We start from the raw sequence: 22,529 nt of genomic DNA, 5'->3' as shown, positions 1-22,529 counted from the left end.
GCGCCGAAGGCCCCGTTTTGGGAACCATTCGACATAGTAAAAAAAGTGGCCAAAAGGGAATCTTAGAGAACGAATTGTGAAAAAGTCATATAGATGAAGCATAGGCTCGCCTCCGGTGGGCAAAAATTCGCTACGTTATTGTTTACCGAAAGTGCCTCATAATTTGGCTTTTGGCTAAGAGAGAGCTCTGCAAAATCGAAAGACCGCACGTCACCCCATATGAAAATTACGGCGCAACTTGCACTCTTTCGTTCATGAGAGCGCCCTCTCGAAGCCCCGATGCCCAGTTTTGAGGCCCTTCGGTCTAAATCAAAGAGGAACTCTATGAAGTCCATTCTCATCTCCTGCCTTTTTTTTACTTTATCCCTTTTTTCCCCCTTGGCAGCTGGCCAGGTGATCCGCTTTGATGGCTACAATAAAAATTTCACTTTCTCGGGCCGGGCAAAGACAGGCGAATTTACGTTCGTGCCGGAAAAAGAGACCTCGACGAACTGGCAAGAAGCCCTGATACTCCACTATGTAGCCCAGGAGAAGGTACCTCTGGAGATCTATTATCACAACTTCATGGTACTGCTTAACAAAAAATCAGGGGGGCTCTTCAAATCAAAAATCGTCAAATCCACGAGCGACTCGCTAATTTTCGAGTGGTGGATTGACACCGATATCCCCGACGCCCAGCATGGCTGGGTTAAAATTTTCTACAGTGGCGACGGCCTGGGATTCATACGCTATACGACTAAAAATGTGGATCTTGTTGAAAAAATCAGACCGATTTGGGAAAATATTCTCGCAACTTACCACATTGATCTCGTTCCATCGGCAATCGATGTGCGCATTAATTGGATGCAAGACACAAAAGAATGGGTCAGGGAAGATCGTCAGGGAATAGAGAGATATCATCCGGTCGGCGGTGAAAATCAGATCGACGAACAGGTAACTGTCGAGATGCTGAAGCGGACTCCCGAAAACCTGAGAAGCTTTTACGAGGAGGAGATGGCCAAAGTAAAGGCAACTGTGCCCAAAGCGCAATCGCAGCTGGTGTTCGATACGGGAACACGTATGCTCTATGAATGGTGGTATAAGGAAGGCAACATGGAGCACCACGAATGGGTGCTTGTCTCCAAAGAAACCCCCGGAGTTCCAGTGGTTGTCAGGCACGATATCCATTCACCCACAAGGATAGTGGAAAGAAAAAAAATATGGGAACGCATCCTGAAAATGACAACTATCGACGCTGAATATGAATTTAAACCAGTAAAAGACGAGACTGATCAAACACCCAAGACGTCCAGTAAAGGAACTTTATGAAAGCACTAGTGAAGGCAAAAGGCGAAGAAGGACTGTGGTTGCAGGAGGTGCCCGAGCCAAAGATCAAGCCCCACGAAGTATTGGTAAAAATCAAAAAAAGTGCCATCTGCGGCACAGACGTCCATATCTACAAATGGGATGAGTGGGCAAAAAAAACAATACCGGTGCCGATGATTGTCGGTCATGAGTTCATGGGAGAGATCATCGAGGTCGGAGAGTCCGTTCAAGGCCTTTCTCCCGGCGATCGCGTCTGCGCCGAAGGCCATTTAACCTGCGGCCAGTGCATCTCCTGCAAGACAGGAAAACGCTACCTCTGCACCTCCAGAAAAGGAATAGGCGTCAACACGACCGGAACCTTTGCCGAATACGCTGCCCTCCCTGCGGAAAACATTTTTAAATTACCCTCTTTTGTCAGCGATGACGTAGCTTCCATCTTCGACCCCTTTGGCAATGCAGTTCACACAGCGCTCACCTTTAACCTGACGGCTGAAGATGTGCTGATCACGGGTGCCGGTCCCATCGGCTGCATGGTGACGGCCATCGCAAAAATGGCAGGAGCACGCCACATCATCGTGACCGACATCAACGAAGGACGACTCCAGCTGGCAAAACAAATGGGTGCCACGCACACGGTCGACGTATCGAAGACATCCCTTCAGGAAGCCGTCAAGACGCTTGGCATCTCAACAGGTTTCACAGTTGGTCTCGAAATGTCAGGCAGTCCGGTAGCTTTCAACGACATGCTTAAAGCGATGCGCCATGGAGGACAGATTGCCCTTCTTGGTATTTTGCCTCCAGGAACGGTCATCGACTGGGATCTTGTCATCTTCAAACTTCTTGCCATCAAAGGGATTTATGGACGGGAGGGTTTCTCGACCTGGTTCCAAATGACCAATTTGCTTGAAAGCGGCCTCAACATCGATCCGGTGATCACCCACCGTTTCCCCATCGAAGAGTTCGACCACGGCTTCCGCCTGATGAAAGACGGAAAGTCGGGAAAGGTGATACTCAACTGGGAGTGATCTTCCCTTGTTTCCTGCGGCACCCATCCAGGGTGCCGCTCATTATTGAACGATTGCAATTATACCGTCGGTGTATCCCGAAAGTGTCTCAAAATTTGGTTTTTGGCAAAGAGAAAGCTCTCGGGATTGAATGATCGTAAGCCACCTCATATTTCTAATATTAGGTGGCTTACGATCATTCAATCCCGAGAGCTTTCTCTTTGCCAAAAACCAAATTTTGAGACACTTTCGGTATACACCGAAAGTGTCTCAAAATTGTGCTTAAATCCGCTTAGCGTTTAGCACACACATCAGAGACGAAATTGCCATTGCGAAGGCGGCATATAAAGGGTTTAAAAGACCAAACAGAGCCAAAAGCATCCCGATGGCGTTATAGAAAAAGGCCCAGAACAGGTTTTGGCGCATGATCTTTTGTGCAGAAAGCGCAAGATGCCGCATGAAAGAGAGCGCTTCGCTCTTCTCTGTTGTCACCAATATATCAGAGACCGAGATGGCGATATCTGAGGCTGAAGCAACTGAAATTCCTATGTGGGCCGATGTCAGGGCCGGCGCATCGTTGATGCCATCACCCATCATCGCTACCACATCCCCTCCCTCCTTGAGCTCTTCGACAAGCATACGTTTTTCGAGTGGATTAAAGCGGCTTTTCCAGGAGCTAAATCCGCACTCTTGGGCAACACTTTTAACCGTCTCTTCCGCATCGCCGGAGACCAAGACGGTTGTCAATCCCTTGAGCCCGCAAATAAACTCCCTCATGCCCTTTTTAACCTTGTCCCCCAAAAGGACTCGCCGGACCGTTCGCTGCCCCTCCTTCTCGATGGCGATCCACACTGTAGTTGCAAGTCCATTTTCCTGTTGCATATCCTCAGTGTAAACGCCTTTCAGTCTCAAAAGCTCCGAAGACCCCATGAGAATTCTCGCGCCCTCATAATGGCCGGCAAGCCCCAAACCCGGTAGCTCTTCGGCTGTCACGTTGGTCGCAGGCAAGGTGTTAATTGAGCGGTAGATCGCGAGCGAAAGAGGGTGGAGGGAGAGCGAAGCAAGCGCTTTAATGACCTCAAGCTCCTTGGTGCTAAACTGCTCCAAGCCGTTTACCGCTTCGAACTTACCCTCCGTGACAGTACCGGTTTTGTCGAATAGAAAAACCGATTCCCTTCCGATCAGGTGCAGCGCACGGCGGTTCCTGACTAAAACTCCTGCCGCTGAAAGCGCATTGAGAAGGGCGGATTCCACTATAGGTATCGCGATGCCGATAGCGCAGGGACAAGATATCAAGACAACCGATAGAAACCTTTCAAGCCCCTCCTCAAATGAGTAAAGGGACCCCATGGCAAAGGCTGCTAGAGAAACGGCGAATGCGAAAGGGACAAAGAGCTCAGATATTCTATCGATCAACTTTACCTCCGAGAGCTTCTTCCCAAGATCATCTTCAATGGTATCGATCAACTTCTGCAATGTCCCTCTGCTGGCAACCTCGAGAACGCGGTATTCAAAATTGCCTGCCTGCAAAAAGGTTCCTCCCACAAGGCGGCTCCCCTCTTTTTTAGACACTGGTCTTGCCTCACCGGTCATCAGCGATTCGTCAACGGCGCCGGAGCCTGTCAAAACGAGTCCGTCGAGGGCAATTTTCTCTCCGACATGAGCCACCAAAATATCTCCGACAGCAACCTCTTTGATTGAGACAAAACGCACCTCTCCCTCGGCAAATTTTTTCCGCGCTCTTTTGGGGGTTGCGCGCATAAGACGCATCATCGACTCTTTTGCCGAAAATTTAGCTTCGCTTTCGATCGCCTTGCCGACAAGCACAAGCGCCACCACCACTGCCATCGAATCGAAATAAATATGATAGCTTCCTTTGATCAGGTTGATGCAAGAGAGAATGAACGCTGTCGAGACACCGACCGTGACAAGTGCCTCCATGCCGACAATTCCGAAGCGAAGCTGGTGGTAGCATCTTAGAAAAAGGGGAAGGGCCAACACGACCGCCGGAGCGGCAAAAACAAGCGAAAGCAGGGCGAAGAGGTAGCCGAAGCCTTCGATATCGCTGACAAAGTAGGAAACGTAGATCGGTGACGAAAGCATCATTAGATTGATTGCTAAAAAACTGGCAAGAGCCATGCGGATCTTCAGAGCTGGTGAAGCCTTTTTGCGAGCGCTGTCTTCGATAACATGTGGAGTGTAGCCAAGCTCTTTGATCTTGCCAAACAGCGTCTCCTTGGACGTCAAGAGAGGGTTGTATTCGATGAATGCCAGATCGGTGGCGAAGTCCACCACGCATTTACTCACTCCTGGACCATTAAAGAGAGTTAGCCGGATGATCTCTCCGCAGGATGGACACCAAAGCCCCTCCAGATCGATATAGAGTTTAAGCCGCTCCTCAGCAGAGGAGTCAGACTCTTCACTCTCCTTCTCTCCAAATAAACTGTGATTTGAAAGGATGCCGAAACGAAGTGCAGCCTTAGTCAGCGGGTGATCCTGCGCCGCTGCCAACTCTCCTTTAGCTTTGAGAATGTTGTAAACCGCAAGACATCCCGGGCAGCAAAAGGATCTTCCCTCTTCTTGAAGCTCTGAAACCGATTCCGCTTTGCACAGTGCACATCGGGAGCCGGCCGCTGATGGAGTTTGTTGTAAAACAGAAGTTTGCATGGGAGTTTATACCGAAAGTGTCTCAGAATTTGATTGTTAGCAAAGAGAAAGCTCTCCAGGATTGAAAGATTACATGTCAGCTAAGAGACTGTTCCAGGACTTGGTTTATTTCGATTTTCCAAAATTAACCACTTCCAAATTCGCGGGTAGTCCCTACGGGGATAAAGACCGGTAATTTAAAGGGGATAATTATCCATACAATGCCCTAAAGAGAGCTTTAAAGCCAAAGGGATTTGAATTCGATCCAACGGAAGTCTTTTTCAACTTAATCAAAATGATGTAAGATGTGCTCATTAGAGACTGCCCACAAAATGATCTCATGCGATTTTAGTTTGTGAACAGTCCCTTAGAGGATATTATGGGATTCGCTTTCTTTCGTTTTGGGAGCTTTTTGAACCAGGATGGAATAAAAAATCTTCAGACACACACCAGAATTCCAATCCGGCAGCAGCCTTAAGAAACAAACCTCATCAATAGATAGCAACGATGCGCCTGAAAATCACCTACTACGGAAATCCCCTTTTAAGAAAGAAAGCACAACCGGTGGGCTCGCTCACGCCGGAAGTCAAACAGCTTGCTCAAGATATGGTGGAAACCATGTTTTTGGAAAACGGCATCGGACTTGCGGCAAATCAAGTAGGAAGCTTGCTGCGTATTTTTGTGACTGCGGTGCCTAAAAAAGACGATGAAGGCAGACTTCAGCCAGGCCAGGTCAAAGTCTACATCAATCCCGAGATTATTGAATTCAGCGACGACAAGGTTGTCTATAATGAAGGATGCCTTTCCATCCCCGGCTTAAGAGGCGAGGTTTCCCGCCCCTTTCGGGTCAAAATTAGAGCCCTTGATATCGATGGCAACGCTTTTGAAGAGGAATTGGAAGGACTGGATTCCGTCTGTGTCTGCCATGAGAACGACCATCTGAACGGAGTGCTCTTTATCGACCGGATCAAGGGAAAAGAACGGGACGAAATGGAAAAAAAGCTCAAACAGATCAAAAAAGATTATCACCTCGGACAATAGCCGACCTGCCCACACAAAAAAACCCGCTCTTTTGGAGCGGGCTTATATACCGAAAGCGACTCAAAATTTAGGATACTTTCGGTATTGTCAATTCAGGAGTGAAGCAGCTACTTGAATGCTACTGACAGGCGATTATCCCGTAGTGCAAGCCACTAAATTTGCTATTCAGCCTGAATCTCTTCAATAACAGACTCGTCAGCGATATTCTGCGATCTTCCCATGGATGAAGTCCAGAGAGAGAGAAGCACGCAAAGCACTAAAAACACGGCTGCCATGTAACCTGTGATTGTTTTCAGGATGTCTGCTGTCGATGTTCCGAAAAGGGAATCCTGCGCCTCGCCTCCAAATGCAGCCCCCAGTCCGCCTCCCTTGCCTTCCTGGATGTAGATCATCGCGCTCAGGAGGACTGCTAAAATCAGAAAGAAGGTCAGTGCTGTGAAATAAAAAAATGAGACCATTGTCGAACCTTTATGTGTTTGCGTGGTGTTGGTAATTGACTATTTGATCAAATGTATCGAGATCAAGGGAAGCGCCGCCAACTAAGAGCCCATCGATATTCGGCTCGTCGATATAAGCCTGGGCGTTTGCCGGTTTTACAGAGCCTCCGTAAATGATAGATACCTTTTTAACCACCTCTTCGCTGTAAAGCGTGGCTAAAATTTGTCGGATGACAAGATGAGTCTCCTCAACGACTGGCGCTGTTGCATTCAGACCGGTGCCAATCGCCCACACGGGCTCGTAGGCGATAATCAAATGCTTAATGTCATTTTCTGAAACGCCATCGAGGCAGGCTTTTAGCTGATTTTGGAGAATTTCTTCAGTCTTCTCCGCCTCCCGCTCGCTTAGTGACTCGCCAACGCACAAGATAACTTTAAGCCCTTCCTTTAGAGCTCTTTTTACCTTGCGGTTGATGAAGGCGTCATCTTCATTGAAATAGCGTCTTCTTTCGGAGTGGCCGAGAATGACAAATTTCGCTCCGGCGTCGATCAGCATCTTGGCCGCCACTTCGCCTGTAAATGCCCCTTCGGAGGCATCGTTCATATTCTGCGCCCCGATTTCTATCAGGGATCCTTCCGCCTCTTTCGCGGCGGGCGCGATAGCGGTAAAAGGAACGGCGAGAAGAACTTGCGCCTTGGTGGGGGCGATTTTCTCTCCGAGTTTCCTGATGAAATCGACAGCTTCGATGTTGGTTTTGTACATCTTCCAGTTGCCGGCGATGATGACGCTTGCTTCCGACTCCATACGCTACTTTTCTCTTTATTGATGAAATACAGGATTATATAAACCCGTGAAATAAACTTCAAACTTTGCTCTTAGACTCCCTTAAAAATTAAGAAGACTGCACGCCTCCCACCCGTCCTCACCGCAAACACCTCGCAACCGTACAGCTCAATAGTCAGGAGCGACCCACAAAGAAATGAACGAACGATCAATTTACTTGTTGACCGATTAATCAATTAATAATATAATGCTTTTTCTCGCTAAAAATAAAAGGAGTACTCTATGATTTACGATTTTAATGGTCCGTACACCATTGGCAATATCCACCCGCTACTCCGAGATGCACAGACTCTTTGCTACTCTGTTGAAGGGCCCCGGGGTGTAGGCTTTTTAACGCGCGCCGAACTCGCAGCCACTCACCTGCTACACATCCCCGAGCGACTCTTCAATATTGTCACTAATATCGTAAAATTAGCGCTAACAACCAAGGCGCTCGCATGGACTGCCAAACCGCGCCTGCTTATACCGAAAGCGTCTCATTTTTTTGCGACACTGCGAGAATATCAAAAATCATAAAACATTGACCACAATGCCAACTGCACATTTCGGTTTGCTGTTTAATTAAAAACAGGTTAAAATACCCAGAAACAATTATTTATATTATCTTAAAAAACAGGAGATTAACATGATTCCTAACTACTCTACCCCTCATTCATTTGACTACAACCCAGAATTTCACGGTGAGTTCGCCTACAAGTCGAAATATCAGGGTGAAGCAAACTTCAATCCAAGATATGCCGATGATCAAGACTACAACCCAGCAACTCAGACGAGAGAACCCACGAAAGAAGAGATTGAACTCTGGGAATTAGCTGGAGGCAATCGCGAAGGCGTCAGCTTCGGAAGACGCGTGGCCCTAGCTGCAACGCACTTCTGCCATATCCCGGAAAGCATCTTAAACCTGATTACCAACGTTGTAAAACTTGTTTTTACAGCCATTGCTTGCGCTTTTTCGTTCGGACAAGTCGACCTTCTGAACAATGAATTCAGACTGGCGCTCGGAAGAACGATGATCAACTTCGCCGGTATCGGGATCCACACCGTAGGTGTTGTCGCACCGGTCACCGCCTTGAAGTGGCAAATGAACATCGTCATAAAAACGACAGAAAATCTCAAGGGCAACTCATTCGAAGAGGGTGACAACCCGAACGTACTCGTCCCTATGATGATGAGCATCTAAGGTCCTATGAGGGCAGCATCTTAGCAGATGCTGCCTCCTTTATTGAGGTTCTCGTCCAAATGCTTTAGGAGAATTCTCTCAAATTGGTCAATTTCCACCGGCTTACTGAGATAGTCATCCATGCCGGCATTTAAGCACTTCTCTTTATCTCCCGGCATTGCATAAGCCGTAAAAGCCACAATCTTAATCTCTTTCTTCACTTTTCTAATCTCTTCAGTCAGCTGATAGCCGTCCATACCTGGCATCTCAATATCCATCAATACAAGATCATAGTGATATTTAAGAAAGAGCGTCATCGCCTCCGAGGAAGTTGCTGCGGCATCGACGGAAAATCCCAGCATTTTAACCAGATCGACCGCAAGCTCGCGGTTCAAAAAATAATCGTCAATCACCAAAACGCGTTTTAAACTTTTAGGGACCGATCCCTGCATCGATTGCCTCTTCGATATGTATACCGAAAGTATCTCAAAACTTGGGATTTTGGCTTTGAGAAAGCCTCGGGATTGAATGATCGTAAGCCACCTCATATTTTCTAATATTAGGTGGCTTACGATCATTCAATCGCGAGAGCTTTCTCTTTGCCAAAAACCAAATTTTGAGACACTTTCGGTATAGAAATTTCAAAACCAATACCGCCCCATAATCGGGGATCTTGAGACAATACCTTTCCCAAAGGCCCACAATGAATTAGCTGTACTGGAGTGGGGCCTAAGCATTCAAAGACTCTCCGACTCGCTTTTCCCCCTTGCAAAAGTGAACGGGCTCGCTTACTCTTCAAGGAGTTTTTCACCAATAACAATAAAACTTCCACGATGGCGCAAGACGAAATCATTTTATCTGTATCCGAGATCTCCAATGCTGTCAAATTTTGTCTCGAAAAAACATTTCCCGCTGTGTCAGTGCGCGGGGAAATCAGCAATTTTAAAAAGCAGTCCTCGGGTCACCTCTACTTTTCCCTAAAAGATGAATCCGCACAAATAGCTTGCGTCATGTTCAGAGGGGATGCCGCATCGCTGGAAAAGCCGTTTAAAGACGGCGACAGCGTCATCATAAAAGGCGCCATGAATGTCTATCCAGCCGGCGGCCGCTACCAAATTGTCGTGAAAGAGCTCAAGTTGGCCGGCCTCGGTGAGCTGCTACTTCGTCTTGAGGAGCTGAAAGCAAAAATCCACAAAAAAGGCTGGTTTGACAAATCCAGAAAAAAAGCGCTGCCAAAAAACCCCAAACGGATTGGCGTGGTCACAAGCCCCACCGGTGCCGTCATTCAGGATATCTGCAATGTACTGAGCAGACGCTACCCTGGAGTTCACATCCTCTTGAACCCTGTCAAAGTGCAAGGAGCCGGAGCTGCCGAGGAGATCGCGGCAGCGATCAAACAATTCAACGCGCACGATCTCGCCGATGTCCTAATCGTTGGACGCGGCGGTGGCAGCATGGAAGATCTTTTTGCGTTCAATGAAGAGATTGTCGCCGAAGCGATTTTCTTCAGTAGAATTCCTGTTGTCTGTGCTGTCGGCCACGAAACCGACCACTGCATCGCGGAATATGTCGCCGACTTAAGGGCGCCGACGCCATCGGCGGCAGCTGAAATGGTGGTGCCGGATAAAAGCGCTTTGTCGGCCACTGTCGGCAAAATGCAACGCGGCTTGAGTTCAGCTCTCCGAAAGCACGTTGCTACTTTAAAAATCCACCTGATGCAGATTGCAAAGTCTCAGGTTTTTAAAGATCCTTACCGACTAATCGGTGCTAAAGCGCAGGCTCTCGATGATGAAAAAGAGGTGCTCGATCTTAAGATGCGCTCATTGCTTGAAACTTTGAAACTGCGCCGGGCGCACCTCGCCAAAAGACTGGACAGTGAAAAGCCGACCGCGAAACTGCTTTTGCGAAAACAAAAGCTTAAACACGTCAATGACAGACTCAATCAGTTAATCCGCTTAAAAACCCTCTCGTTTAGATCGTTGATCCAAAAAAGCAAAGAGCTGCTGCAAGCATCGGCAGTGGGGCAAGTGCGGCGCCTGAAAGACCGCGTCCGCTCCACTCATTGGCGAAAAAATCTGGATGACGCCATCAAACGTCTGATAATTTTCAAAACACGCAGACTGCACCACATTCAGGAGTTGATGCAGGCTCAAGATCCCAAGAATCTCCTCGGAAGAGGCTATAGTATTCTCTTTTCCGAAAAGGGAAATTCCGTTATAAAATCGCTTGACCAATTGGAAAATGAGCAAAATTTCACGGTGATGCTATCGGATGGCAAAGCCGCTGCTCGCTTCACTCACCGCCTGAAAGAAAAATAGCACTCCTTATGACCCAGCACACCTTTGAAAGCGCCTTTGCGAGACTGGAAGAGATCGTTGAGAAAATGAATCAGGACGCCATCGCGCTCGACGACTCACTGAAACTCTATGAAGAGGGAGATTCTCTCATACAGTTCTGCGCCAAAAAACTGCAGGATGCTGAAACCAAGATTGAAACACTGATCAAAAACCGAGACGGAGAGTTGGTCATGGGTGACGATAAAAGGCCCGCAACACAAGAGTTCTCACCGCCTAAAAACGGAGCGGCGCAATAATGAAAGAATACCCGCTTTTAAACGCAATCGCCCAGCCCGAAGACCTCAAGCAGCTCTCGCTAACCGAACTGGAAAATTTGCGTGATGAAATCAGAGAACGCATCATCTCCGTGCTGTCCACAACAGGCGGACATTTGGCTTCAAACCTCGGCATCATCGAGCTGACCATCGGCCTCCATAAGGTTTTCAACTCCCCTCACGACAAAATTATTTTTGATGTCAGCCACCAAAGTTATGTTCATAAATTACTGACGGGAAGAAACAGTCGCTTCACTACAATCAGGCAGACAAACGGCCTGTCCGGCTTTAGCCATCCCAAAGAATCGGAGCACGACCACTTTTATGCCGGGCACGCCGGGACAGCCCTCTCGCTGGCGCTCGGTGTCGCCAAGCGACGCGACCTCCTCCATGGGGATGAATATGTTCTTCCGATCATCGGCGACGCTACACTGACCTGCGGCCTTTCGCTCGAGGCACTGAACAACATCTCCCGCGATCTAAAGAAATTCATCGTGATCTTAAATGACAATGAGATGTCTATCTCCAAGAACGTTGGGGCTATCACACAAATCCTAAGCCGCATGGTCAACAGCCCCACGACAAACTGGCTGAGCCAGGAGCTGGATGCGCTGGTTAAGAGAGTGCCCGGCTATGGAACGAAGCTCTCCCATCAAGGTCAAAAAATCACCGAATCGATAAAAAACCTCTTCAGCCCCGCTGCTTTTTTTGAACATTTTGGCCTCTCCTACATCGGCCCTATCGATGGACACGATCTTAAGCAAGTCATCGATGCGCTGGAAGGCGTTAAAAACTCCTCCTGGCCGGTGATCCTCCACTTCTTGACCAGGAAGGGCCAGGGGATGCAAGAGGCAATAAAAAATCCAGTCACTTGGCATGGAGCGAAACCGTTCTGTGTGAACACGCAAAAATTCCTTCCGACCGCCTCCAACAAACCGACATTCCCCAAAATTTTCGGCAGACACATCCTGGAAATGGCTGATCGCGATGAAACGATCGTGACTGTAACCCCGGCCATGTCCTGCGGCTCATGCCTCGATCCTTTCGTCCAAAAATATCCAGAACGCTGTCTAGATGTGGGAATTGCCGAGTCGCACTCTGTTACCTTCTGCGGAGGGTTGGCACACGGCGGAAGCTTAAAAGTGGTCTCTTCAGTCTATTCCACCTTTCTACAAAGAGCCTTCGACAACCTTTTCCACGACGTCTGCCTGCAAGAGCTTAGAGTGGTTTTTGCAATTGACCGGGCAGGCATTGCCGGCGGAGACGGCCAAACTCACAACGGGATCTACGACATCAGCTTCCTGAATGCGATGCCTAACATGGTCATTGCGCAGCCACGGGACGGCGATCTGCTCAAAGACTTGCTTGAAAGCGCGTTTGCCTGGAATCGTCCGGTAGCTATCCGCTATCCGAACATAGAAACAATAGAGACAGGGCGTCCGATAGAAACGAGAATTTTAGGAAGAGGCGAGATCCTCTCCTCTGGAAAAGGAATTGTTCTGATCGGACTTGGAGCTATGGTCTATACAGCCCTTGCAGTCAAAGAAGAGCTTAAAGAGTATGGCATTGACGCCACGGTTGTCGATCCTGTTTTTGTAAAGCCCCTCGATACCGACCTATTGACAGATCTGCTGCTCACCCATTCAACCATCGTGACGATCGAAGAGCATTCGGTCATGACGGGCCTTGGCTCCATTGTCAACCACCACCTTCTCACCAACGGCTTCTCCAACGTCCAGTCCATCAATTATGGCGTTCCCGAGACGTTCATTGAGCAAGGTAAACTCAGCGACCTGTTAGACTCGATTGGCTTGACCAAAGACAAGATTGTCGCCAACTTAGTCCAACGACTGAATTTGAAGCAGGACTCGGGCCAAAAAAACATGACGCAAACAGAAGCTCGTTAAATCTTGCTGGTACCAAAAGTGTCTCAAAATTTGGCATGAGTGCTTTGAGACACTTTCGGTACAATGCGGCTATCGACAAACTCAAATCAGTATCTTTCCCGCTAAATTGAATGATTTGAAATCATCGCTGCTATGCTTTTGCAACAACGCTGCATGTCACACAGCGCAAAAGGGATATCCCGCAAAGTCCATTCCAAGGGATATATCCCCTACATTTCTCTCCATCAGCAACATAAACTGATAGAAGAGCTGTTTCGCTTCGCAATGGGTAGATCCCTGATAGAACAAGGTGACGTGGATACCTGCTAAATTCAATGCTGCATCGATTCGATTCAAAGAGACTTCATCTACCAACAGCTTCTTTTTACCGATATTCTTGAAGTTATACCGAAAGAGTCTCAAAATCCAAAATTTCACGACACTTTCGTTCTATCCGAGCCTTTTGGATAAAAAACAAAGAACCTATCAAACATAAATTTTTGGCACTACTTAATGAAAATTTCCATGCGACAAATGCGCATGAACATCAACCAATACCAGCTGACTGTGGAGCTTTTGTGGAAAAAAAACCAACGACTATCGCCCTCTTTCCAAACATACAAAAACAGCACTCGACGAGCATTGCCATCGGCATCAAAGAGTTTTTGCTACAAAGAAAAATCCGGGTCGTGGCTGAAGACCAAGAGGCCAGCCATATCGGTGCCCTACCACTTTCGTCCGTTAATCCCAAAGAGATCGATATCGTAATCTCGCTGGGTGGCGATGGCACAATATTACGCCTTGTGCAGCGGCATCCCGAAATCACCGCGCCAATTGTCGGCATCAACCTTGGGAGTTTAGGGTTTATGGCCGATGTTCCTGTGACAGAGATCTATCCGACACTGGAAGATTTGATTCAGGGCAACTATAAAGTACAAAACCGCCTGATGATGGAGGGCACTACCACCTCATTGCAATCGTGCATTGCCCTAAACGAAATTGTCATTCACAGAGCACAAAACCCATGCCTGGTAGACCTTGCCATCCATGTCGACGGCATCTATCTGAATACTTTCTCTGCCGACGGCATCATCATTTCAACTCCCTCCGGATCAACAGCCTATTCGCTTGCTGCCGGCGGACCGATCGTGACCCCGGAACTGGAAGCCTTTGTTATCACACCTATCAGTCCCCACACCATATCCAACAGGCCGATTGTCTTGATGCCAAAAACGGAAATCCAAATTCAGTACATCAGCGACTATGAGCCCGTGGAAGTGACCTATGACGGGTTCGCTCATTTCACAGTGGCGACCGGAGAAGTCTTTCACGTCAGTGCCTCAAAGCGCTATTTCAGGCTAATCAGTCTGCCGCACCATGACTACTTCTCGACTTTGAGAAAAAAATTAGGGTGGACAGGGAAGCTAAAAGCTTGAACCAACATTCAAGACTGCATCGCAAAAGACTGAAGAACAGACCGTTGCCAAAAACTGTCAACGAATTATTAAGAATGTGCTGGCGCAATTTTAAATTTAGGAGTATCTACTTGAAATAAGTCATTTGGCCAAAAGCCCCTTAACGACAAGGCTAAAAGGCCAAAGAAAAATTTTCACCAAACGAAACCCTAAAATTAGGAGTATAGTATGTACAAGAAACTAGCTTCGATGGCAGCCCTGGCTGTCACAGCTTTTGTATTAGTAGGCTGCTGCTGCGACACAGATCCTTGTTGTGATCCATGTCCAAGACCATGCCCACCAAAACCATGCTGTGAAAAACCATGCCCACCAAAGCCCTGCTGCCCAAAACCTTGTGATCCTTGCTGCTACTAATAACAGCACGGCTGTTCACGGGGTTGCAAAACCCCGTGACCCCTCCCCCGACTAAACCTCCCCGAGTAATTCACCAAAACAAAATCCCCGCAAAGACAACAACAAGTACAGCTCTTTTAAGGATCCTTCATACCATTGCTCCAACGAATCTAAAATGAGCGGTAGTTGATTTGGAATTTTCTGCGTCGTAGGGCGTAAGCGGACGCCACTCTACGATAGATAGTGAACGAGAAGATCCACTGAAATAGTTGAGCTACACGAAAAATATATCAAAACTAACGGCTTCACAAAGAGAAAGCTCTTGATGCCAAATTGTACGCTATATCGTTAAAAGCCCTTCATTTAAAGCCTGCTGAAGCACTTGAGGCCTCACAAACCACCATGAGGCAGGATATTCCCAACGAGACAGGTTTCCGAATCGATTTCCTTCTTTACCGAATGTCAATCTTAGGCTTATGAGAGTGCATCCTCAGGCCGGTAACGTATGATGTTTGGTGTAACGCAGGTGTCTAAATGGCTACTACTAAGAAGCTCCTATTCGGACAGATAGAAAAATCAGCCCCTACAAAAAAAGCACGCTTTTAGGGATTGTCCACTAATTCAAATCAATACGCTTCGCGCTCGATAGGGTAAAACGTTTAAAAAAATCACAAAATTTTCTGAGTGCAATTTCAAATTTTATCGCCCACATGAACAAAGAGGAGATTTCGCGCGGAGAGATCGTTCAAAGAGATATTGGCACGGAATAGGCAGATATACAAAAAACGTTTTAAATCATTTGCTTGAAACTGAAAAATTTGGCAAAAGAGAGTTGATTGAAAAATCAGCCCTTTCAGGCCCAGTCAAAGAAAGGGCAAAAAAAATTCAACTACTCCAAACAAACAAAGGAGACATTCTCATGAGAAATAAAACGCGAGTACTTTCCTCGTTGTTTCTCCTGTGCGCGGCAGCTCTGTTGTGGGTAGGTTGTTCAAGAGGAAGCTACTACTCTTCCTCCTGTTACGACCCCTGCAACCCATGTGGTCCGGTTTGCGTGGAGACTTGCGAACCAGTATGCGATCCCTGCGATCCATGCGGTCCCGAGCCTCTTTGCAAGCCGTTACCCAGATGCTGTCATCCGCACTCAAACGAGTTGTGCTGCTTAGACGGAATCACCGTTTCAGCCCGCAACCCGGAAATGTGCATGCTTGGCGATCAATATCCTCTGGAATTTGACGTGAAAGCTTGCGATGACGTCTGTGATGTAGAAGTCACAACGACTCTTCCAGACGGCGTCAGCTATGTACGAAGCCAGCCAGAAGCGACTGTTCAAGGTAAAAAAGTTACCTGGAACTTTGGCGGAATGAGCAAAGGCCAGTGCATCTCAGCCAAAATCTGGGTACGATGCGAGTGTGAAGGCGAACTCTGTGCATGCTTCTGCGCTAGCGCGAAGCCTGTCAGATTCTGCTCCCTCCTTTGCGCCAAGCCTGTTCTGGTTTGCTCCAAGTGCGGACCTGAAGAGTGCACTCCCGGCGATCCAATCAACTACACTGTAACAGTAACCAACAGAGGAAGCTGCACAGCGACTGGCGTAGTTGTAACGGACAACGTACCTGAAGGACTTGAGCACTCCAGCGGCTTGAGAACCCTGACATTCAACCTGGGCAACTTAGAGCCCTGCCAGACAAAGAAGATCAATATGTGCTTCACAGCTTGCAAGCGCGGCGAAATCTGCAACACAGTGACCGCCACTGCCTGCAACGCAGAACCATCCTCTTGCTCTTCCAAGTGCATCGTCTGCGCAGAATGTGCTGAGTGCGTAAAAACTGGTCCTAAAGAAGTGGCAATCGGCAAAAACGCCGACTACACGATCACTGTGACCAACACAGGCGACAAACCTTTAACAGAGGTTGTAGTAACTGACCATGCGCCCAACGCGACATCCATCGTAGCGGCTCCTGGAGCAAAAATCAGCGGCAACCAAGCCCAGTGGAAAGTTAAGCAATTAAATGCTGGCGAAAAAGCAACTTTCAACATCACGTTGACAACTTGCACACCAGGCTGCTTCACCAACCGCGTTAGCATGACTAACTGCCAAGGCTGCAACCGCTGCTGCGAATTCACAACACGTTGGAGAGGACGTCCTGCTCTGACAATGTGCATCAATGATACAGCAGACCCGATCTGCATTGGCGAACCGACAAGCTATTGCGTCGAAGTCACCAACCAAGGATCCGAATCTGACCAGAACGTAGTTCTCGTCGTGCGCTTCCCACCGGAAATCACTCCGGAGAGCCTCGGTGGAGAAGTTCCTGGCGCGATCAACGGTCAAACTGTAACATTCGAGCCACACAACAACTTCGCCCCAAGACAGACATTGGTATATCGTATCAATGCTAGAGGTAAATCCTCGGGCGATGCACGCGTTGTTGCTGAAGTAAGTTCGGAATCCATCAAGAAACCGATCGTACAACAAGAAAGCACCATCGTTAACTAATCTTGATATAAGTTAAGATTAGTCGAACAGGGCGGCCACAAGCCGCCCTGTTTTTTTTGGATCTCTTCTCTGGAAATTTCTAATGGAAAAACGATCCTTATCCCAGCCTATTGAAAACAATGATCAAAAAGATCCTGTCGCCACAACGATTTTCGTTGGCTTTCCCCTCACAGCCGATTTAGCCTATGACCTCTCTAAAAGCTCTAAATGGAAAGAAGCCCGCATTGTCAGCGCTTCAAATCCCGGGGAAGTTCAAGAAATTGTATTTCAAGACAAAAAATATGTTGGAAGGTATATTCAGAAAGACCGTACTACGATATCTGAGCTGGAGTTAGAAGGCAAAGCTGTCCGTGCACGGCTTAAGGAATTCTTAGAAACCCCATCTGTCGACAATTTACATTACGTCGCTATCGCCCAATTAATGCTATTTTAGACATGACAAAAATTATACTCGGATCCAGCTCACCCAGACGAAAAGAGATCATCAGCTATTTTAAGCTGCCTTTCGAACAAGCCTCCCCCGACTTTGACGAGGAGTCCGTCCCCTTTACAGGATCTCCTGCCGAATATGTCATCACCATCGCTGAAGGGAAGATGCAAATGCTGCTACCCCGGCATGAAACAAAAGTCGTCATCACAGCAGATACAACCGTCTACCGTGAAGGCCGTGTATTTGGCAAACCCACCACAAAAGAAGAAGCGTTCGAATACGTAAACGAACTGCAAGGGAAGTGGCACTCAGTCTTTTCAGGTGTCTCCGTTGCCTCCGCATTGGGAATTGACTCCGATTATGAAGAGACCCAAGTCCTCTTCAACCCTCTCACCAAGGAACAAATCCTTCACTACCACTCGCACATCGATTGGAAGGATAAAGCCGGTGGCTATGCCATTCAGGGATCGGGCTCTTTGCTGATACGGAGAATAGAAGGGTGTTTCTTCAACGTCATGGGACTCCCGGTCAATACCATGGGCCGGCTTTTGCAAAAGCACGGTGTGAACTTGTGGAACAACCTGTAGGAGCTACAAAATTAAGAGAAGGAACGCGCCCCTCATGAGGTATGCAAACGCCCTCCTAATTTTCGCCGCTCTTGCTTTTGCAGGGCAGCTCCACGCCGAAAATACACTCTCGTCAAAACCTGAGGTGGCTGTTAAAAACAGCTTTAACCCCAACGCCGCTAGCCAGCTGCAATATCTTTCCGGATCAGGAAGGGTCCGCAAAGCCATCGAACTATATCGTCAGATGCAGCAAGAGGAGGGTAAACACAAAACCGAGCTCTTGCGCGCGATAGGAGTAGGTCTGCTCGAAAGCGGAGCTAACGCAAAAGACCCTGAAATCCAGCTTCTCACCCTCTTCGGAGCCGGGATATCGCTCGACGAAAGAACATCACACATCCTCTCAAATGCCTTAGAAAGCGAAATTCCCGAATTCAACTTGATAGCGCTGAACTTCATCTCGTCGTTCTCCCAGGAAGACTCCGAACAGATGCTTCTGAAGGCCCTCCGCTCTAACTGGCTGCCGATACGCCTGGAGGCCATCCACAAGCTTTCGATCGCCAGACACCCCATGGCCCTTATACAGGCGGAAGCCCTGCTCTTCAAGCTTGATGGGGACATTCTAGGTCTCTTTTCCGATTTTTTTCTCTTGATGGACGACCCTAAAGCCAACCGCCAGATCAAAAAGCTGCTCATGCACAAGCAGTCTGAAGTGAGAGTGCCGACCATCCTAAATGTCGCCCGGCACCGAAGAGACGATTTTCTCCCGATGGTAAGAAGCCTATCCCTCCAACTCGACATAGCTCAGCTGGAGGCGTGCGCTTTTGCTTTCGGCGCCTTCAAAGACGAAACCTCCATAAGAAGACTCGAAACGCTCGCAAAGCATCCCTCAGACCAAGTGAGATTAGCCGCCCTCAAGGCACTTTACCTTTGCGGCGAGGAGGACAGAAAAGAGGATATAATCGCCCTGGCAAAAGGAAAGAACCTCTTTGCCATCGCCTCCCTCGCAGAAATCCCGGGAACCGAAGAGGTGCTCGCTCGCCTCGCGCAAGATTCTGATCTCTTGGTGCGCCTCAACGCATCGATCGCACTGCTCGAGATGAAAGACGCAAGATCCCTCCGCGGCGTGGCAGAGATATTAATGCGAGACTCAAGAGATTTGGCCATCAGCAAATCCTATTCCTACGGCAAAACGCTCTTCTTCTATAAAACAATTCCTTCGGCCAAGGAAAATCTCGCGGATGCCCCCCTGCTGGCAGAACTCTCCCTAAAACACAAAGAGAGCCTTCTTGGCAAAGCCTCTTTGCTGAAGGAAAAGGAATTCTTGCTGCTTGCCAAAACACTCTTTGAACAAAGACAAGACGATCTAGCTCCCGAGCTTGCCGCAATCCTGGAACGGATGCAAACCGAACAGGCCATAGCACTTCTCAAACAGGCCTCCCAACTCGTGGGCGCCCCCTTAGTGAGAAGCTACGCCAATCTGGCTCTCTACAGACTGGGTGTCGAAGGTCCCTATTTCGACAACCTGCGGGACTGGATCCAGTCGGAAATGAACATTCCCATGATCCAGCTGCGCCCCCTGTTGCCATTTCAACTGCGTGAAGAGACCAGCCGCTTCGATCTGTCCTGGGAAGAGCGCTCCCGCCTCCTGGTGGAGTCTTTTGAGAGCTTCGCAAGAACGCAAGATGAGCGCGGACTGGATATCCTTCTGAACATGATCGCCTATGGCAACTCCAAAAACCGCTACGCCCTGGCGGGTATCCTACTCAGATCCTCCCTCTGACCCCTTATACACATCTCTTTAAAAACCGGAGACAGCAAGGGATTGCTACTCAAGAAACGGCAAAAAGGATATCCTTATCCTGAATCATAAATAACCTATTTACCCGAGCAAAAGAGTTAGCTCTTCATGTCTGGCTATTCCAAAAAAGATGTAATCCGACTGAAATTGCTGCTCTTGAATATCCTCTTTTTTTTCGTTGTTCCGCTTACGCCCCCGGCACTTGGGGCCGAAGCGCCGAAAGTGAACCTTGAAGATTTCATCGAACAAGGGGTCTACGTCGACCTGAAAGAGCCTGAATTTTCCGATGGCACCCTGAAGTCTTGCAAAGGGGGCGTTATCTCCGCTCCCAATATACGTATACAGGGCACATGCATCAGCTACACGAAAACTGAGGAGGGAACGCAAATCACAGCGGAGGGAAACCTTCTTGTGCAGTTCTTTAACTGGGCTTTTACAGGAGACCGGCTGGTTTTCAACCTGGAAACAAACACGGGGACAATTGAGGAAGGCCGCTGCTCGACAGAGCCGTGGTTTCTTGGGGGCAAGATCATCCGCCTCGAAAGCGATGGAAGCTACACCCTTTTTGATGGCTATGTGACAACTTCGCAAACAGCGTGCCATGAATGGGAAATCCTGATCGATTCAGCGCGGCTGGATCAGTGCAAAGACTTGTCTTGCCGGGATGTCACCTTCAAGATCATGCGCGTGCCGATGCTGTGGATCCCCAAATTTAAAATAAATCTCGACACGATCTTCGACTCCCCCATCAAATACACTGTCCGCTTTGGAGGACAGGAGGGAGCCAAACTCGGACTTTCCTATGAGATATTTTCCTGGAAGCGCTTAAAAACTTTTCTTCGACTTGACTGGAGGTTAAATCGCGGGCTCGGCGGGGGCATCGAAACGGATTGGTCGACAAAAGACAGGAGACACTCCTTTCAGTCCATCAGCTATATAGCCAACGACAATTCCATCTCCAATCCACATGAAAAAACACGCTACAGGCTAAAAGGGGTATACCTCGGCGATCTGCCCGATGATAAGACAAGCGTCAAGTTTTCCTATGATAAGCTTTCCGACAAGGACATGGCGGAAGACTATTACGATGAATCATTTAAGATTGACGAACCCGGAAGAACCGAGCTTTATATCCACCATGAAGAGTACGACTGGGTCTCCAATTTTCTGACGCGTGTCCAGATCAACGATTTCCAAAGCTTAAAGCAGGAGCTACCCACCTTTTCCGCCGCTCTTCGCCCCTTCAATATTTTCAATACCGGACTGATTTCAAACTACTCCTTTAAGCTCTCTTATCTCGACTATGACTACGCACGCAGCCTGCAAAACGTCAGCGACTATCACTCCACACGCTATGAACTCAACCAAGAATTTTATCGCCCCATCACCCTTAACTCCGCCGGCACGATAACCCCCTCTGCTGCCCTGAATGCCATCTACTACGGCGACAGCCCCACAGGAACACCGAAGGAGCTTCTTTCAGGGATATTCGGTCTGAACTGGAACATGCAGATGTGGAAAAGATACAACAATCTGAAGCATGTCGTCTCGCCCTACCTGGATTATACCTACATCACCTTTCCCACAACCGATCCGGCACGCCACTACATCTTCGATATCGATGACGGATGGTACCGACTGAACACCCTCAAGTTCGGGGTTCAAAACGCCCTCTACTTTAAAAACCGGGAGCAATGCATCAAAAAAGCATTCGATTTAGACATCTATTCGTATGCATTTTTTAACACGGAGACAATACCCGATCCCATACCAAGGCTTTATTTCAAAGCCGCCACGCGCCTTTTCGAAAATGTGAACCACTTTTACACCCTTGTACTAAACTTAGAAAGAAAACAGATCGACTCCTTCGACTGGAGGATTGAATGGACTATATCCTCTGATCTGGCCTTTGCGACCGAGTGGAGAACAAGAGGTCCGGCTTCATGGCGTAAAGTCGACAGCGAAAATTTCATTTTAGAATCTTACCGTCCCTATGAAGAGCTGATCCACTCCTCGCTCTCGGATGAAAGAGACACCCTTCTCTACCACATTTACTACCGCTTCTCCGATAATCTGGCCGTTGATATCCAATCAAGGACCGGCTGGCGGCGAAAGCATGAGCCATCCTATAACGAGTACCAGATCGATCTGCATACCTCCTTAGGGTCTTTCTGGAATTTAAAAATCTCTTATCAACACAGAGAGGATGACCAACGGCTCGCGTTTTACTTCAAGCTTTCCGCAGACCGCCCCTCCAAGCGCGACTGCCGCCCCGTCCCTTGCATTGAGTTTTAACAAAGAGAGCGAAGTGTCTCAAAATTGGGATTTCGGCAGAGAAGGCGCATTGAAGCGCCGTGTTTACTTTTCTCATACGAAAAGCTATAGTATACCGAAAGTGTCTCAAAACTTGGTTTTTGACAAAGAGAAAGCTCTCGCGATTGAATGATCGTAAACCACCTAATATTAGAAATATGAGGTGGTTTACGATCATTCAATC

Annotated in this window: 19 protein-coding genes; 14 read left to right on the top strand and 5 right to left on the bottom strand. The window is 48.1% G+C overall.

Going from position 1 to position 22,529, the window contains the following annotated elements; translation table 11 throughout:
• Nucleotides 1-324: 324 nt before the first annotated feature.
• Nucleotides 325-1,308, top strand: a complete 984-nt coding sequence (locus ELAC_RS03825) for a hypothetical protein (protein WP_098037954.1) — start codon at nucleotides 325-327, stop codon at nucleotides 1,306-1,308.
• Entirely contained in the window at nucleotides 1,305-2,330 is a 1,026-nt protein-coding gene (gene tdh / locus ELAC_RS03820) for an L-threonine 3-dehydrogenase (protein ID WP_098037953.1), read from the top strand. Before ELAC_RS03825 ends, tdh begins: the two co-directional genes overlap by 4 nt.
• Before the next feature lie 261 nt (nucleotides 2,331-2,591).
• On the opposite strand, the gene ELAC_RS03815 is transcribed toward tdh, so the two are convergent.
• Nucleotides 2,592-4,976, bottom strand: a complete 2,385-nt coding sequence (locus tag ELAC_RS03815) for a heavy metal translocating P-type ATPase (protein ID WP_098037952.1) — start codon at nucleotides 4,974-4,976, stop codon at nucleotides 2,592-2,594.
• 486 nt (nucleotides 4,977-5,462) lie between these two features.
• Here ELAC_RS03815 and def point away from each other — a divergent pair, with 486 nt between their 5' ends.
• Nucleotides 5,463-5,996 (top strand): peptide deformylase, encoded by a 534-nt coding sequence (def, locus tag ELAC_RS03810; RefSeq protein ID WP_098037951.1) that lies wholly within the window; start codon nucleotides 5,463-5,465, stop codon nucleotides 5,994-5,996.
• A gap of 161 nt (nucleotides 5,997-6,157) precedes the next feature.
• Here the strand turns inward: def and secG are convergent, their stop codons facing one another.
• Both secG and tpiA read right to left on the bottom strand, forming a co-directional pair.
• A complete protein-coding gene (gene secG, locus ELAC_RS03805; protein ID WP_098037950.1) occupies nucleotides 6,158-6,454 on the bottom strand; it encodes a preprotein translocase subunit SecG in 297 nt (98 codons plus the stop codon).
• A gap of 10 nt (nucleotides 6,455-6,464) precedes the next feature.
• The gene (tpiA, locus tag ELAC_RS03800; RefSeq protein ID WP_098037949.1) at nucleotides 6,465-7,238 is read right to left on the bottom strand and encodes a triose-phosphate isomerase; all 774 of its coding nucleotides are present in this window, start codon (nucleotides 7,236-7,238) and stop codon (nucleotides 6,465-6,467) included.
• A 261-nt stretch (nucleotides 7,239-7,499) separates the two neighbouring features.
• On the opposite strand from tpiA, the gene ELAC_RS03795 reads away from it, so the two are divergent.
• On the top strand, nucleotides 7,500-7,793 hold the full coding sequence (locus ELAC_RS03795) for a hypothetical protein (protein ID WP_098037948.1): 294 nt from the start codon (nucleotides 7,500-7,502) through the stop codon (nucleotides 7,791-7,793).
• 109 nt (nucleotides 7,794-7,902) lie between these two features.
• Nucleotides 7,903-8,457, top strand: a complete 555-nt coding sequence (locus ELAC_RS03790; RefSeq protein WP_098037947.1) for a hypothetical protein — start codon at nucleotides 7,903-7,905, stop codon at nucleotides 8,455-8,457.
• 20 nt (nucleotides 8,458-8,477) lie between these two features.
• On the opposite strand, the gene ELAC_RS03785 is transcribed toward ELAC_RS03790, so the two are convergent.
• Nucleotides 8,478-8,888 carry a response regulator gene (locus ELAC_RS03785; protein WP_098038193.1) on the bottom strand — a complete coding sequence of 137 codons (411 nt, stop codon included), beginning with the start codon at nucleotides 8,886-8,888 and terminating at the stop codon, nucleotides 8,478-8,480.
• A 381-nt stretch (nucleotides 8,889-9,269) separates the two neighbouring features.
• Here ELAC_RS03785 and xseA point away from each other — a divergent pair, with 381 nt between their 5' ends.
• Genes xseA through ELAC_RS03770 form a run of 3 tightly spaced genes read left to right on the top strand, consistent with a single transcriptional unit; the run spans nucleotide 9,270 to nucleotide 12,954 of the window.
• Nucleotides 9,270-10,754, top strand: a complete 1,485-nt coding sequence (xseA, locus tag ELAC_RS03780; RefSeq protein WP_098037946.1) for an exodeoxyribonuclease VII large subunit — start codon at nucleotides 9,270-9,272, stop codon at nucleotides 10,752-10,754.
• 8 nt (nucleotides 10,755-10,762) lie between these two features.
• A complete protein-coding gene (locus ELAC_RS03775; RefSeq protein WP_098037945.1) occupies nucleotides 10,763-11,029 on the top strand; it encodes an exodeoxyribonuclease VII small subunit in 267 nt (88 codons plus the stop codon).
• Nucleotides 11,029-12,954, top strand: coding sequence for a 1-deoxy-D-xylulose-5-phosphate synthase (locus ELAC_RS03770; RefSeq protein ID WP_098037944.1), 1,926 nt, complete (start codon nucleotides 11,029-11,031; stop codon nucleotides 12,952-12,954). Before ELAC_RS03775 ends, ELAC_RS03770 begins: the two co-directional genes overlap by 1 nt.
• Before the next feature lie 156 nt (nucleotides 12,955-13,110).
• Here ELAC_RS03770 and ELAC_RS03765 read toward each other — a convergent pair whose 3' ends face one another.
• Nucleotides 13,111-13,371, bottom strand: a complete 261-nt coding sequence (locus tag ELAC_RS03765; RefSeq protein ID WP_098037943.1) for a hypothetical protein — start codon at nucleotides 13,369-13,371, stop codon at nucleotides 13,111-13,113.
• Between the two features lie 140 nt (nucleotides 13,372-13,511).
• On the opposite strand from ELAC_RS03765, the gene ELAC_RS03760 reads away from it, so the two are divergent.
• From ELAC_RS03760 to ELAC_RS03735, 6 genes are all read left to right on the top strand, one after another.
• Entirely contained in the window at nucleotides 13,512-14,369 is an 858-nt protein-coding gene (locus ELAC_RS03760; RefSeq protein WP_239414353.1) for an NAD(+)/NADH kinase, read from the top strand.
• A 1,291-nt stretch (nucleotides 14,370-15,660) separates the two neighbouring features.
• Nucleotides 15,661-17,238 carry a DUF11 domain-containing protein gene (locus ELAC_RS03755; protein WP_098038191.1) on the top strand — a complete coding sequence of 526 codons (1,578 nt, stop codon included), beginning with the start codon at nucleotides 15,661-15,663 and terminating at the stop codon, nucleotides 17,236-17,238.
• 82 nt (nucleotides 17,239-17,320) lie between these two features.
• Nucleotides 17,321-17,671, top strand: a complete 351-nt coding sequence (locus ELAC_RS03750) for a hypothetical protein (protein WP_098037942.1) — start codon at nucleotides 17,321-17,323, stop codon at nucleotides 17,669-17,671.
• Nucleotides 17,672-17,673: 2 nt separating this feature from the next.
• Nucleotides 17,674-18,255: a Maf family protein gene (locus tag ELAC_RS03745; RefSeq protein ID WP_098037941.1), complete on the top strand. Its 582-nt coding sequence runs from the start codon at nucleotides 17,674-17,676 to the stop codon at nucleotides 18,253-18,255.
• Nucleotides 18,256-18,289: 34 nt separating this feature from the next.
• Entirely contained in the window at nucleotides 18,290-20,014 is a 1,725-nt protein-coding gene (locus tag ELAC_RS03740) for a HEAT repeat domain-containing protein (RefSeq protein ID WP_098037940.1), read from the top strand.
• Nucleotides 20,015-20,140: 126 nt separating this feature from the next.
• Complete coding sequence (locus ELAC_RS03735) at nucleotides 20,141-22,327, top strand: LPS-assembly protein LptD (protein ID WP_098037939.1); 2,187 nt, start codon at nucleotides 20,141-20,143, stop codon at nucleotides 22,325-22,327.
• Nucleotides 22,328-22,529: the final 202 nt, after the last annotated feature.

This window comes from Estrella lausannensis (assembly GCF_900000175.1).
Taxonomy (GTDB): domain Bacteria; phylum Chlamydiota; class Chlamydiia; order Chlamydiales; family Criblamydiaceae; genus Estrella; species Estrella lausannensis.
This window is presented reverse-complemented; position numbering and strand designations above follow the sequence as displayed.

Coding starts and splice junctions, on each gene's coding strand:
- ELAC_RS03775 (WP_098037945.1), top strand. CDS start 10,763: ATGACCCAGCACACCTTTGAAAGCGCCTTTGCGAGACTGGAAGAGATC.
- ELAC_RS03825 (WP_098037954.1), top strand. CDS start 325: ATGAAGTCCATTCTCATCTCCTGCCTTTTTTTTACTTTATCCCTTTTT.
- def (WP_098037951.1), top strand. CDS start 5,463: ATGCGCCTGAAAATCACCTACTACGGAAATCCCCTTTTAAGAAAGAAA.
- xseA (WP_098037946.1), top strand. CDS start 9,270: ATGGCGCAAGACGAAATCATTTTATCTGTATCCGAGATCTCCAATGCT.
- ELAC_RS03795 (WP_098037948.1), top strand. CDS start 7,500: ATGATTTACGATTTTAATGGTCCGTACACCATTGGCAATATCCACCCG.
- ELAC_RS03735 (WP_098037939.1), top strand. CDS start 20,141: ATGTCTGGCTATTCCAAAAAAGATGTAATCCGACTGAAATTGCTGCTC.
- tdh (WP_098037953.1), top strand. CDS start 1,305: ATGAAAGCACTAGTGAAGGCAAAAGGCGAAGAAGGACTGTGGTTGCAG.
- ELAC_RS03750 (WP_098037942.1), top strand. CDS start 17,321: ATGGAAAAACGATCCTTATCCCAGCCTATTGAAAACAATGATCAAAAA.
- ELAC_RS03785 (WP_098038193.1), bottom strand. CDS start 8,888: ATGCAGGGATCGGTCCCTAAAAGTTTAAAACGCGTTTTGGTGATTGAC.
- secG (WP_098037950.1), bottom strand. CDS start 6,454: ATGGTCTCATTTTTTTATTTCACAGCACTGACCTTCTTTCTGATTTTA.
- ELAC_RS03745 (WP_098037941.1), top strand. CDS start 17,674: ATGACAAAAATTATACTCGGATCCAGCTCACCCAGACGAAAAGAGATC.
- tpiA (WP_098037949.1), bottom strand. CDS start 7,238: ATGGAGTCGGAAGCAAGCGTCATCATCGCCGGCAACTGGAAGATGTAC.
- ELAC_RS03770 (WP_098037944.1), top strand. CDS start 11,029: ATGAAAGAATACCCGCTTTTAAACGCAATCGCCCAGCCCGAAGACCTC.
- ELAC_RS03755 (WP_098038191.1), top strand. CDS start 15,661: ATGAGAAATAAAACGCGAGTACTTTCCTCGTTGTTTCTCCTGTGCGCG.
- ELAC_RS03790 (WP_098037947.1), top strand. CDS start 7,903: ATGATTCCTAACTACTCTACCCCTCATTCATTTGACTACAACCCAGAA.
- ELAC_RS03740 (WP_098037940.1), top strand. CDS start 18,290: ATGAGGTATGCAAACGCCCTCCTAATTTTCGCCGCTCTTGCTTTTGCA.
- ELAC_RS03815 (WP_098037952.1), bottom strand. CDS start 4,976: ATGCAAACTTCTGTTTTACAACAAACTCCATCAGCGGCCGGCTCCCGA.